This is a genomic window from Arthrobacter sp. zg-Y1110, from assembly GCF_025244865.1.
Classification (GTDB): Bacteria; Actinomycetota; Actinomycetes; order Actinomycetales; family Micrococcaceae; genus Arthrobacter_B.
Map to the genome: position 1 here is coordinate 2,886,536 of NZ_CP104272.1, position 12,653 is coordinate 2,899,188.

Consider the following 12,653-nt stretch of genomic DNA (forward strand, 5'->3'; position numbering starts at 1 on the left):
CAGGCTCACCACGATGCGCCGGGATGTTCGCGGGCCAGCACCTGCATCTCGGCCAGCAGATACCCCAGATGTTCGCTGTGCTGTCCGCGCCGGCCGCCGCCGGGAGCAGGCGGCACCGCGGGCAGGTCCAGTTCCGCTTCGCGCAGCACGGCGGCAATATTGCTGTCGAAGGCCGGCTTCAGGGACGAGGGCAGAACCGCCCGGTCGCCGAGCGAGACCAAAAGCTCGTCGTCGCCGAACAGCTCGGCCACGTACGGCCAGGTCAGTTCGAGCGCACGGATCATCCGGCGTCGGGATTCGTCCGTGCCCAGGCCAAGCCGGAGCACCCACTGTGCGCTGTGGTCCCGGTGGTAGTCCACTTCCTTGACTGCCTTCGCCGCGATCGCGGAAAGGGTGGGATCAGTGGAATGCTGCAGTGCGCCGTACAGCTCGAACTGGTAGAAGGACACCACCAGCTGCCGGGCAATTGTCCGGGCAAAATCGCCGTTGGGCTGTTCCACCAGATGCACGGAGCGGAATTCGGTGTCCTTCCGCCAGTACGCGAGATCGTCCTCGGTACGGCCGTCGGCGCTGCCGGCATAACTGAGGAAGGAACGGGCATGCCCGATCAGGTCCAGGGCAATGTTCCCCAGTGCCACATCCTCTTCCAGTTCGGGTGCCCGGGAGATCCACCAGCCGAGCCGCTGTGCCAGTACCAGTGCGTCGTCGCCCAGGCGCAGGGCGTAAGCCGCGGCGTCGGGATCCGCTCGCGTTCCAGCGGCGGCAATGTCCTCCGGCCGCAGGGCGTTGCCGGGTGTAATCCGGGTGGCGCTGTCTGAACTCACAGGTGCTTCACCCCTTCCGACTTGGTGTAGTAGGTGGCGTGGCGGTAATCCTTGCCCTGCGGGGATTCGAAGAACTGTCCCTTGGCATCGGGATCGCTGGCGATGATGGCCGACGCCGGCACCACCCAGAGCGAAACACCCTCGTTTCGCCGGGTGTAGAGATCCCTGGCATTGCGTACCGCCATATCCGCGTCGGGTGCATGAAGCGAACCGGCATGCACATGGGACAGGCCCCGGGAGGAGCGGACAAACACTTCCCACAGCGGCCAGGCCGCAGTGGAGGTCTGTGCGGCCGTTGGCGTGCCCGCAGGCTGCAGGCCCCCATCGCGTACGGTACCCGGCGTCGCGCCGCCGTCGTTCGCTGCGGCCGTACTTGTGCCCGAGACAGCCGGCTTCGAACCGTCGTCGCCCGTAGTTGATCCGCCCGTCATGGCTACGCTGCCCCCGCTTCGCTGGAGAGAACCCCGGCGCCGGCGCGGCCGGTCTGGCGGGCGGCATAGGCAGCCGCTGCTTCACGCACCCAGGCTCCGTCTTCGTGGGCCTCCCGCCGTCGGGCCAGCCGCTGCGAGTTGCACTGGCCGCGCCCGGCGAGGATTTCGGAGAACTCGTCCCAGTCCAGCGGCCCGTGTTCCCAGCGCCCTGTCTCCTCGTTGTACCGGATATCCGCATCGGGAAGGGTCAGCCCAAGGACCTTCACTTGCTCGACGATCATGCCGACAAAACGGGAACGCAGCTCGTCGTTGGAGAAGCGTTTGATGTTCCACGCCATGGACTGCCGGGAGTTCGGTGAATCCTCGTCCGGCGGCCCGAACATCATCAGCGACGGGGCGTACCAACGGTTGATTGCATCCTGGGCCAGCTCCCGCTGCGCAGGGGTGCCGTTGGCCAGTTCCAGCAGGATTTCGAAGCCCTGCCGCTGGTGGAAGGACTCCTCTTTGCAGATCCGCACCATGGCCCGCCCGTAGGGACCGTAGGAGGCACGGCAGAGCGGGACCTGGTTGCAGATGGCGGCGCCGTCCACCAGCCAGCCGATGGCACCCATATCCGCCCACGTCAGCGTGGGGTAGTTGAAGATGCTCGAGTAGCGCGCCTTGCCGGCAATGAGGTCGGCAGTCATTTGATCCCGCGGAGTGCCCAGGGTTTCAGCGGCGGAGTAGAGGTAAAGTCCGTGGCCTGCTTCGTCCTGCACCTTCGCCATCAGGATCGCTTTGCGTTTCAGGGACGGCGCACGGGTGATCCAGTTTGCTTCCGGCTGCATGCCGATGATTTCCGAGTGTGCGTGCTGGGAGATCTGCCGGACCAGCGTCTTTCGGTACCCGTCGGGCATCCAGTCCCGCGGCTCCACCCGGGCATCCGCTGCAATGAGTGCGTCAAAATACTCTTGCCCGCTCATGGTTTCTCCGCTTCCAATTGCGCCGAACAGCAGTCATTTCGACCAGTAGCCGCCCGCTGAATAATTACCGACCGTTCGTTCAGGATATGGAGGCGGAATGGGCGCGTCAAGAGGCAGGCTATGTAAAACTGGTGAGTAGATGTTGCGGTGCGGAAAGGACAGTTATGGGTGTTCCAGAGCCCGACGCCGGCCGTCGGGCCATCCGCGCGGGCGCAGCTTCGGGCAGCAGCGGATCCTCTGCGGAGCAGGCGGGCCTTGAGGAGGTCGGCGCAGGTCCGGCAGGCGCCGGGCTGGCAGGAACCAGACCGGCAGGTGCCGAGCTGGCGGGCTCCGAGCAAGTAGGCGCCGAGCCGGCAGGCGCCGAAGAGGCGCGCTCCGAGCAAGCAGGTGCCGAGCAGGCGGAGACCGGACCGGCAGAGCGGACATCCGCCGCCGTCGTCATCGTCCCTACGCTTTTGGGACTGCTGGGTTTCTTCGCCGTGTCGGCAGCTGTGACTGCTGAAGAAGCGACCGTCAGCGTCACCGTTCCGGGGTTGCTGCTGGCCCTTACCGCCATGGTGGTGGCCGGAGTCAGCCCGCTCTACGCAGTGAATCCCACCTGGGGATCCCTGCGGCGGCCTGCCTTCTTACTGGCTGCCTGTCTCCTGATGGAGACCGTATTGTTCCTGTTCGCGCCGGAGGTGATCCTGTTCTCGCTGCCGGCGCTGCCGCTGGCTCTGTGCGGAGGAGGCGTCCTGCTGTCCACGAGCCTGTGGGGCCAGTTCCGCAAGGGTCCGGCACCCGAGCCGGTGCTGCTTCCCCGGCACCAAGCCGCCGCACGCTCCTTCACCTCCACTTTGCTGGTGGTGGCAGTGAACTGGGCACTCTTCCTCGCCGCCGGTGCACTCTGCGCCTGGCTGCTGCTCGGGGACTAGCCTGCCCGGGGATTAACCTGCCCGGGGATTGGCCCACGGCCAACCCGGCGGCTGCCGCGGGGCTAAGCCGCGAGCATAACGGCAGCGCGGTCCTTCGACGCCGCCGCCGGGATGGATATATTCGAAGCATGACTACTCCCCTTCCTCCGGTTGCCAAGAAAGTCCCCACCGGACGTACCCGCCACGGTGACACGTTCATTGACAACTATGAGTGGCTCCGGGAGAAGGAAAACCCGGAGGTGGTGGAACACCTCAAGGCAGAGAACGCCTACTCCGCCGCGATGACGGCAGATCAGGAAGAGCTGCGCGGGCAGATCTTCAACGAAATCAAGAACCGCACCGAGGAAACGGACCTGTCCGTTCCGGCACGCAAAAAGGGCTGGTGGTATTACACCCGCACCGAGGAAGGCAAGCAGTACGCCATCCACTGCCGCACGGCCGCGCAGGACACCGGGAACCTCGACGCCGATTGGACGCCGCCCGCCGTCGTCCCCGGTGTTCCGGTTCCGGGCGAGCAGATCCTCGTGGACGGCAACGCCGAGGCCGAAGGCAAGCCGTTCTTCTCGCTCGGCGGCCTGGCGGTCACCGAAGACGGCAACCTGCTGGCCTACTCCGAGGACAACGCCGGAGATGAGCGGTTCACGCTGCGGATCAAGGATCTGCGCACCGGCGACCTGCTGCCGGACGTCATTTCCAACGTCTTCTACTCGTTGGCCTTTTCCCCCGACGGCCGCCGCGTCTTCTACACCGTGGTGGATGATTCCTGGCGTCCGTACCAGGTCAAGGCCCACACGCTCGGCACCCCGGTGGAGGACGACGTCGTCATCTACCAGGAAGACGACATCGCCATGTGGACCGGCTTCGATCTCTCGGCGGACCGCCGGCAGCTGCTGATCGGCATCAGCAGTTCCGAGTACAGCGAATACCGGGTCCTGGACTTCGACGACCCCTCCGACACCGTCCGCACGCTGATCCCGCGCAGCGAGCGCATCCTTTACGAAGCCGAGCCGCTGACCCTGGACGGCGCACGCAAATACCTGGTGACGCACAACCGGAACGCCCTGAACTCGATGCTCTCGCTCGTTGCCGAAGAGGAATTCGCCAAGCCGCTGGCGGACCAGCACTGGGACACTGTCATTGCCCACGATGACACCGTGCGCGTCAACGGTGCCGCCGTAACCCGCACCCATGTGCTCGTGTCGGTCCGCAAGGACACCACCGAGCGGGTGCAGATCCTCCCTGTGGAAGGTCTGGGCACCCCGGCGCAGAGCGCGCCCGTGGAACCTGCCTTCGACGAAGAGCTTTACACGGCCAACCTGGCCAACGCCGAGTTTGATTCCCCGATCGCCCGCCTCAGCTACACCTCCTACCTCACGCCTCCGCGCGTCTACGACTACGTGCTGGCCACCGGAGAGCTGGAGCTGCGGAAGGAAACCCCTGTGAAGGGCGGTTACCGTTCCGAGGAGTACGTGGCCGAGCGGGAATGGGCGACGGCGGCGGACGGCACCCGCATTCCGCTCTCCGTCATCCGCCGGGCGGACCTGCAGCAGGACGGCAGCAACCCGGCACTGGTCTACGCGTACGGCAGCTACGAGCTGAGCATGGATCCGGCGTTCAACATCGCCCGGCTGTCGCTGCTGGACCGCGGCGTCGTCTACGTGGTGGCGCACATCCGCGGCGGCGGCGAGATGGGCCGCGCCTGGTATGACAACGGCAAGAAGCTGAACAAGAAGAACACCTTCACCGACTTCGTGGATGCCACGGACTGGGTTGCCGCCTCGGGCTGGGCGGATCCGGACCGGATCGCCGCAATGGGCGGTTCCGCCGGCGGGCTGCTGATGGGCGCCGTCGCAAACCTGGCCCCGGAAAAGTACCGTGCCATCGTGGCACAGGTGCCTTTCGTGGATGCACTGACCACCATCCTGGATCCCGAGCTGCCGTTGTCGGCCCTGGAATGGGAGGAATGGGGAAACCCCATCACCGATCCGGAGGTCTACCGGTACATGAAGGAGTACAGCCCGTACGAGAACATCCGGGCCGTGGACTACCCGCAGATCGCGGCGGTCACCAGCTTCAACGACACCCGCGTGCTGTACGTCGAACCGGCCAAGTGGGTGGCGCAGCTGCGCGAGACCACTACCGGCAGCGAACCGATCGTCCTGAAGATCGAAATGGACGGCGGCCACGGCGGAGCATCGGGCCGGTACGAGGCGTGGAAGGACCGGGCGTGGGACTACGCGTTTATCCTGTCCGCGCTCGGCGCCCGGGAACTGCTCCCCGCCGACCGCCGGGAAAACGCAGCCTAGGCGGACGGGGCATTCTGCGTAGCCCGCATCGCCGAGCGAGGAACGAGCGAGGTGTCGAAGGGCGGCAGGATGTCCCGGTAGCCTAGGCGGACTCCCGGACCACCAGTTCCGGCGGGTAGACGACAGGCTCCAGATGTGAACCCGGCTCTTCGATTTCGCGCAGCAGCATCTCTGCGGCCCGCCGGGCCATCTCGACCATCGGGTTGACCACCGTGGTGAGGCCCGGCGTGCTGGAGGATGCGAGCCGGTGGTTGTCGTATCCCACCAGCGCCACGTCGCCGGGCACGGACAGTCCGCGCCCGCGCAGCACCTCCAGTACGCCCAGCGCCATCGGGTCGGAGGCGGCAAAGATGGCGTCTATGCCCGGGTCGGCGTCGAGCAAGCGGGCCGCGGCAGCTGCACCGCCCTCGGTGGTGAAGTGTCCGGATTCGACGCCGGCCGGTTCCAGGCCGGCCTCGGCCAGTCCCAGCCGCCATCCTTCGGTCCGGTCCTGGGCGGCCGTCATGTCCGCCGGCCCGGTGACCGTGGCGATCCGCCGGTAGCCGCGGCCCGTAAGGTGCCGGGCAGCGAGCAGTCCGCCGGTTCGGTTATCCGTATCCACGAAAGCCAGCCCGGCGCGGTCCTGCCACGGCCGGCCGATGAACACGGCGGGCAGCGTTGCGTCCGCCAGTTCGGTTTCCAGGGCATCGGCTTTGTGGTGGGAAACGATGATGGCTCCGTCCACGTGTCCGCTGCGCAGGTATCGGATGAACTGCCCTTCCTTCTCCCCCTGCCGGGCAATCAGCAGTACCAGCTGCACCTCGGTATCCTTCAACGCCTCCGTGATTCCGTTCAACGTCATGGCGAAGAAGGGATCCACCAGGACCCGGCCATCCGGCTCCGGGATCACCAGGGCAATGGAATCGGCGCGGCTGGTGGCCAGGGAACGGGCCGCACGGTTGGGCGTGAAACCCAACTCCCCAATCGCCGCGTCGATGGCGGCCTGCGTCTGGGCGCTGACCCGGGCACCGCCGTTGATGGCTCGGGAGACGGTCGAGCGGGAAACACCGGACAGCGCCGCCACGTCTTCCAGCGTGGGGCTGCTGCGTCGGGGTTTCACCGCCCCGTTCCGGGGCCCGGGCTTAAGGCTGCTCATCGTTTCGACGATACGACATACGCAGGTGTAGCGGTGCCCGGCACCGGCAGGGCCGGGGGCAGGGCATTGGCGGCCGCCGCTTCCGCGTACCAGAGCCCGCTCGCCTTGGGCGTGCGCTGCAGTGTTTCGTAATCGACGTGCACAATGCCGAACCGCTTGGCGTACCCCCAGGCCCACTCAAAGTTGTCCATCAGCGACCAGGCAAAGTAGCCGCGGACATCGACGCCGTCCGCCGCCGCCTCCTGCACCGCCGCCAGATGCGAACGGATGAAGTCGAGTCGATCCAGGTCCTGCACGGTCCCGTCGGCCACTACGTCATCATCGAAGGCTGCACCGTTCTCGGTGATGTACAGCGGCACGCCCGCCGGACCGGTGTAGTCGCGCTGCAGCCGGTTCAGCAGCCGCCGGAGTCCCTCGGGCTGGATCTCCCACCCCATGTTCGTTCGCGGTAGTCCGCGCGGCACGGCATGGATCCCGTCCGCGGCAGGATACGGGCTGGCCGTGGGACGGGCCGACGGCGCCGCCGTCGTCAGGGGTGCCGTCGGCGGGGTCTTGGTGAGGGCATCACCGTGGTAGTAATTCACCCCCAGGAAATCGATGGGCGAACTGATGATGGCCAGGTCTCCGTCCCGGACGTGGGACTCGAAACCATAGGGAGCGAGGTCCGCCACCACATCCTCGGGGTACTTCCCGTGGAAGACGGGGTCCGCGAACATCCGGTTGAACTGCCCGTCGATCCGGCGGGCTGCGTCGACGTCGTCGGGGTTCCGCGGATCGGCGGGATCGGCGACCGTGAAGTTCAGGGTCAGGCCGGTGTCCAGGCCAGGATCACGGCCCTTGAGCGCCTGGACGGCAAGTCCGTGCGCCAACAAAAGGTGATGGTTGGCGGCAACCGCGAGTTTTCGGTCCTGCAGCCCGGGTGCGTGCTCGCCGCTGGCGTAGCCCACATAGGCGGAGCACCAGGGCTCGTTCAGGGTGGTCCAGGCCCGCACCCGGTCGCCCAGCACGTCGTGGACGCTGAGGGCGTAATCGGCAAACCGATAGGCAGTGTCCCGGTTCGCCCAGCCGCCCTGGTCCTGCAGGGCCTGCGGCAGGTCCCAGTGGTACAGGGTCAGCCACGGCTGGATCCCGGCGTCGAGCAGCGAATCCGTCAGCCGGCTGTAGAAGTCGAGCCCCGCAGCGTTGACCGGGCCGCCGTCTGGCCGGATCCGCGCCCAGGAGGTGGAGAACCGGTAGGAGTCCAGGTTCAGTGACTTCATGAGGGCCACATCATCATCCATCCGGTGATAGTGGTCGCAGGCGACGTCTCCGGTGTCACCGTTCACCACTGCCCCGGGAATACGGCTGAAAGTGTCCCAGATGGAATCCTTCCGGCCGTCTTCCGAAGCAGCGCCCTCCACCTGGTAGGCGGCGGTCGCCGCACCCCACACGAACCCGGACGGGAATGATGCGTTGTCCGTGGTCATCCCTTCACCGCTCCCTGCATGATTCCTGCAACCAGATGCCGTCCTGCGAGGGCAAAAACGATGAGCAGCGGAATGGTGGAGAGCACCACGCCGGCCAGGACCACCGAGTAGTCCACAAAGCGCGCTGACTGCAGTTGCTGCAGTGCCACCGGCAGGGTGGGGTTCTGCGCATTGAGGACAATGAACGGCCAGAAGAAGTTGGTCCAGGTGGCAACGAAGGTGAACAGTGCCAGCATCGCGGCGGCCGGCCGCGCTGCGGGCAGGGCCACGTGCCAGAAGGCCTGCCACATGTTGGCGCCGTCCATCCGTACGGCTTCGATCAGTTCGTCCGGCAGCGCGTCCTGCAGGTACTGGGTCATCCAGAAGACACCGAAGGCGGTGACCAGCCCCGGAATGATGACGGCTCCCATGGTCCCGGTCCAGCCGAGCTTGGACATCACGATAAACAGCGGAATGACACCGAGCTGGGTGGGTACGGCCATCGTGGCCACTACGAAGACCAGCAGTGCCTTGCTGCCCCGGAAGCGCAGCTTCGCGAAGGCGAAACCGGCCAGGGAGGAGAAGATCACCACGGAAGCGGCCGTCACGGTGGAAACCAGGATGCTGTTGCCCAGGGCTTTCCAGAACGGGATGGTATCCAGCACGGTGGCCGCGTTTGCGAAGAAGTTGCCGCCGGGAATCAGCGGGACTCCCTTGACGATCGCCGTGCTGTCATGGCTGGCCACCAGGACGGACCAGAGGATGGGGAGGGCAGAGCCGAGAATCACGGCCCCCAGCAGCCCGTAGGTAACGAAGCCCGGTCGCCGGTTGTATCCGCCGGTTTTCCGCCCGCCCCGTGCCGGGTGCGGCGGCTGCGCACCGCCGCGGTTCCGACGGCGCCGGGCGGTTTCGGCGGCGCGTTTGCCTGCCGTTTGTTCGACCATGGGTACGGAGGTCATTTCCGTCCTCCCTGCGAGGCAATGCGGCGGGTGATGAGGAAATTGAGGGCCGCGATGAGCACGATGATGACGAACAGCAGCCAGGCGACGGCGGACGCGCGGCCAAGGTTGCGCTGTCCCCAGCCCAGTTCCCAGATGTACATGGTGAGGGTCTGCCATTGCCGGTCGGCCCCGCCCAGGCCGTAGGCGTCAAAGACGCGCGGCTCGTCGAAAATCTGCAGGCCGCCGATGGTGGCGGTAATGACGACAAAGATGATGGTGGGCCGCAGCATGGGAACGGTTACCGAGATGAACTGCCGCCAGCGGCTGGCGCCGTCGAGAATCGCCGCTTCATACATGTCCCGCGGCACGGCCTGCATGGCAGCCAGGAAGATCAGGGCGTTGTAACCTGTCCAGCGGAAATCGACCATGGTGGCGATGGCGATGTGGCTTGCCAGGGTGTTGGAGTGCCACGGAACGGGATCCAGGCCGATGGACGTCAACAGCCCGTTGATGGCGCCGGACTGGTCAGCGAAGACATTGCCGAAGATCAGGCCCACTGCCACGGGGGCAACCACGTAGGGAACCAGCACGCCCATACGCCAGAACGTCTTGGCACGCAGGTTCGCATCCAGGACGGCGGCAATGCCGATTGCCAGGATGATCTGCGGAACCGCCGAGATCAGGAAGATGCTGAAGGTGTTGCCTACCGCATTCCAGAAGTAAGGCTGCGAGAGGACGAACGTGAAGTTCTCCGCGCCGCTGAATCCAAGGTTGCCGCCGATCAGGTTCCAGTTATGCAGCGAGACCCATCCGGTGTAGATCAGCGGGAACAGCCCGACAATCGCAAACAGGATGAAAAACGGTGAAATGTAGAGGTACGGGGAGACTTTTACGTCCCAACGGGCCAGCCGGCTGCTGAACCCTACCCGGCGTACCGGTGTCCGCGCTGCCGGCGGTTTAACGGTGACAGCCATGGCTATCTTCCTAACGTCCAAGGGGTGTCGAAGTGTGGTTCCGGTGCCTGCGGCCGCTCTTACGCGGCCGCAGGCACCGGACGCCTGTGGATGCTACTGGAGCGCTTCGACTCCGGTGACGAACTTCTTCCACGAAGACTCGGGGTCATCGGATTTGAGGACGTCTACCCGGTCCAGCGCCTGCTGCATCGAGTCATTGATGGCGAAGTAGTTCTGTCCCTTGAACGGGGTAACAGTCACGGCTTCAGCGCGGTCGGCAAGGATCTCGCCCACCGGAGCGTCATTGAAGAACGCGTTGGTTGAGCCCGTCAGCTCTTCCATCTCGTAGGCCTCGACCTGGCTGGGGAAGGTGCCCTTGGAGGCAAAAGCCTTGATCTGCTGCTCCGGAGCGGTGAGCCACTGTGCCAGCTTGATGGCCTCTTCCTGGTTCTTTCCCTGCGTGGGAACGGTCAGGTAGGAGCCGCCCCAGTTTCCGCCGCCGCCCGGGAAGACGTTGGCGATGTCCCAGCCTTCGACACCGGCAGCGTTGCCCTCGATGCTGCCCAGCATCCAGCCCGGGCAGAAGGTGGTGGCGAAGGCACCGCTCTGGAAGCCTGCCTCATAATCGTCGGACCACAGCTGCAGGTGAGCGGAGAGATCCTTGTCCACGGAGTTCTCGAGCACCTGGTTGTAGATGTCCTTCACTTCGGGGTTCTCGGTGGCGATGACCGTTCCGTCGTTTTCCTCGTAGGCGTTCTCGACCTGGTTGATCATGCCCTGGTAGGCGGACATTGCGGAGTCGTACCAGGCGGCGTCGGACTTCGCCGTGAACTGTTCGCCGATTTCGAAGTAGTGGTCCCAGTCGCCTTCGAGCAGCTCCGCAACTTCCTCGCGGTCCGTCGGCAGGCCCGCTGCTGCGAACAGGTCCGAGCGGTAGCAGATAGCCTGCGGGCCGACGTCGGTGCCGTAGCCGATCAGCTTTCCATCCTCCGTGGTCGCGCCCTCGACCTTCCAGTCCAGCCAGCGGCCTTCCACCTCGGGGCTGGCCAGGTCCGCGAACTGGTCCGGGTACTGCTTGAGTTCCGGCAGCCAGTCCACTTCGATGCCCTCGATGTCCGAGAGGCCCGAACCGGCAGCGAGCTTGGTGTTCAGGTTGTCCCGGGCATTGTTGGAGGTGGCCTTCTTGTCATGCACGATCTTGATGTCGGGGTTCGCCTCCTGGTACTCCTCGAGCAGCTCCTCGTAGCCCCACTCGTTGAAGGTGCTGATGCTGAGCGTGACCTGGCCGTCCCCTCCTTCGGAAGCTCCGTCGTCTCCCCCGCCGCATGCGGTCAGGAGAAGGGCTGCGGCTGCAACGGATGCGGCAAGCGCAGGTCCGCGGCGTGCACGGCCGGCGGAAGTGGGTTTGGTACTCATTGCTGACTCCTTTGTCATAATCCGGGTGTCGAAGCACGAGTGTCCGCGGTACCTCCGCGTTCCGTGCCGCTGCCTTACGGATGCGCCCTGCTGCCGAACCGGCCGCCAAGAAAAATGGTGGGAGCGCTCCCACAAGCGATGAGCCAATCGTGATGTGTGCTGAATCACATGTCAAGTGGGAGCGCTCCCACACTTTTCGTAGAAGTGATCCCAGCTGCGTATCCGCAGGTCAAACCGCAGATGGCGGCCCGGCGGTTACAAAATCGTTACCGAGGGATGCCTCCGCGCACGGCTCCTGCGGGCGCAAAAAGGCCCGGACCAATCGGTCCGGGCCTGCTTGCGCTGAACATTCTCCAGCCGGGGCTTCGACGGCTACTCGACCGCGCCTGCACCTTCCACGTTCGGCTTCGGTGCGGTGACGCGGCGGCCCTCCGCGGGACCGGTGTGGCGGCCGGAGTGTTCGACGACGTCGGATGCACGTGCGGTCTCGGCGTTGCGCTCCGGTACGGCGCCGGCTTCGGTTGCTGAAGCAGTGGCTTCGGTGCTGCTGTCCTTGCCGTCGTCCTCCTCGTCATCATCCTTGGTTGCGGCCTTGTGGGACTGGCGCAGAACCTCAATGACAATCGGAATCACGGAGAGCACCACCACGGCCACGAAGATCAGGTCGAGGTTTTCCCGGACAAAGGGCACACGGTCACCGAGGACGTAGCCCAGGAGGGTCACGCCGACGCCCCAGACGAACGCGCCCACCGCGTTGAACGAGACGAACGCCTTGTAGTTCATCTCGGCAACACCGGCCACCACCGGGGTGAAGGTCCGAACCACAGGTACGAACCGGGCCAGGATCACGGCTTTGCCGCCGTGGTGGTCAAAGAACACCTGGGCGCGTCTTACGTTCTCCCGTTTGAAGAGCCTGCTGTCCGGCCGGTTGAAGACGGCGGGGCCGGCCTTCCTGCCAATGTAATAGCCCGTCTGGTCCCCTACGAAGGCGCTGATGAAGACCAGGACAGCAAGCAGCCACACGTTAATGTCGATGGTGCCCGTAGCCACCAGGAGCCCGGCGGTAAACAGGAGGGAATCCCCCGGCAGGAAGAAGCCGATAAGCAGCCCGGTTTCTGCAAACACGATGCCGCAGACCATCAGGACCACCCACGGTGCGAGGGCCGGGTCGGCAAGGAATACCTGGGGGTCCAGCCACTCAGGCAAAAGGGAAGACGTTGGAGGGCGGACAGGACCGGAGACGGCTGTGGCCGCAGAGAGAGTCACCTCACTAGGGTACGCCACGGCCTCCGGCCGATCCCCGACTGTCTGTAAGTTCGGTCCGCA

11 protein-coding genes are annotated in these 12,653 nt (G+C 65.4%); 2 read left to right on the forward strand and 9 right to left on the reverse strand.

Going from position 1 to position 12,653, the window contains the following annotated elements:
- Positions 1-5: 5 nt before the first annotated feature.
- The 3 genes from paaC to paaA are packed head-to-tail and all read right to left on the reverse strand — an operon-like array spanning position 6 to position 2,217.
- The gene (paaC, locus tag N2K99_RS13500) at positions 6-890 is read right to left on the reverse strand and encodes a 1,2-phenylacetyl-CoA epoxidase subunit PaaC (protein ID WP_374200032.1); all 885 of its coding nucleotides are present in this window, start codon (positions 888-890) and stop codon (positions 6-8) included.
- Positions 821-1,255, reverse strand: coding sequence for a 1,2-phenylacetyl-CoA epoxidase subunit PaaB (gene paaB, locus N2K99_RS19095; protein ID WP_308036333.1), 435 nt, complete (start codon positions 1,253-1,255; stop codon positions 821-823). The genes paaC and paaB overlap by 70 nt, the downstream gene beginning before the upstream one ends.
- Before the next feature lie 2 nt (positions 1,256-1,257).
- A complete protein-coding gene (gene paaA / locus N2K99_RS13510; RefSeq protein ID WP_227932986.1) occupies positions 1,258-2,217 on the reverse strand; it encodes a 1,2-phenylacetyl-CoA epoxidase subunit PaaA in 960 nt (319 codons plus the stop codon).
- A 164-nt stretch (positions 2,218-2,381) separates the two neighbouring features.
- Between paaA and N2K99_RS13515 the strand changes: the two genes are divergently transcribed.
- The gene (locus N2K99_RS13515) at positions 2,382-3,131 is read left to right on the forward strand and encodes a hypothetical protein (protein ID WP_227932985.1); all 750 of its coding nucleotides are present in this window, start codon (positions 2,382-2,384) and stop codon (positions 3,129-3,131) included.
- Positions 3,132-3,259: 128 nt separating this feature from the next.
- Positions 3,260-5,437 (forward strand): S9 family peptidase, encoded by a 2,178-nt coding sequence (locus N2K99_RS13520; protein ID WP_227932984.1) that lies wholly within the window; start codon positions 3,260-3,262, stop codon positions 5,435-5,437.
- An 82-nt stretch (positions 5,438-5,519) separates the two neighbouring features.
- Here the strand turns inward: N2K99_RS13520 and N2K99_RS13525 are convergent, their stop codons facing one another.
- From N2K99_RS13525 to N2K99_RS13550, 6 genes are all read right to left on the reverse strand, one after another.
- On the reverse strand, positions 5,520-6,572 hold the full coding sequence (locus N2K99_RS13525; protein ID WP_227918985.1) for a LacI family DNA-binding transcriptional regulator: 1,053 nt from the start codon (positions 6,570-6,572) through the stop codon (positions 5,520-5,522).
- On the reverse strand, positions 6,569-8,038 hold the full coding sequence (locus tag N2K99_RS13530; protein ID WP_227932983.1) for a GH1 family beta-glucosidase: 1,470 nt from the start codon (positions 8,036-8,038) through the stop codon (positions 6,569-6,571). The genes N2K99_RS13525 and N2K99_RS13530 overlap by 4 nt, the downstream gene beginning before the upstream one ends.
- Positions 8,035-8,976, reverse strand: a complete 942-nt coding sequence (locus N2K99_RS13535; protein WP_227932982.1) for a carbohydrate ABC transporter permease — start codon at positions 8,974-8,976, stop codon at positions 8,035-8,037. The genes N2K99_RS13530 and N2K99_RS13535 overlap by 4 nt, the downstream gene beginning before the upstream one ends.
- Entirely contained in the window at positions 8,973-9,932 is a 960-nt protein-coding gene (locus N2K99_RS13540; protein WP_227932981.1) for a carbohydrate ABC transporter permease, read from the reverse strand. Before N2K99_RS13540 ends, N2K99_RS13535 begins: the two co-directional genes overlap by 4 nt.
- A 93-nt stretch (positions 9,933-10,025) precedes the next feature.
- Positions 10,026-11,327, reverse strand: coding sequence for an ABC transporter substrate-binding protein (locus tag N2K99_RS13545; RefSeq protein WP_227918996.1), 1,302 nt, complete (start codon positions 11,325-11,327; stop codon positions 10,026-10,028).
- Positions 11,328-11,699: 372 nt separating this feature from the next.
- Complete coding sequence (locus N2K99_RS13550) at positions 11,700-12,593, reverse strand: DedA family protein (protein ID WP_227932980.1); 894 nt, start codon at positions 12,591-12,593, stop codon at positions 11,700-11,702.
- Positions 12,594-12,653 lie beyond the last annotated feature (60 nt).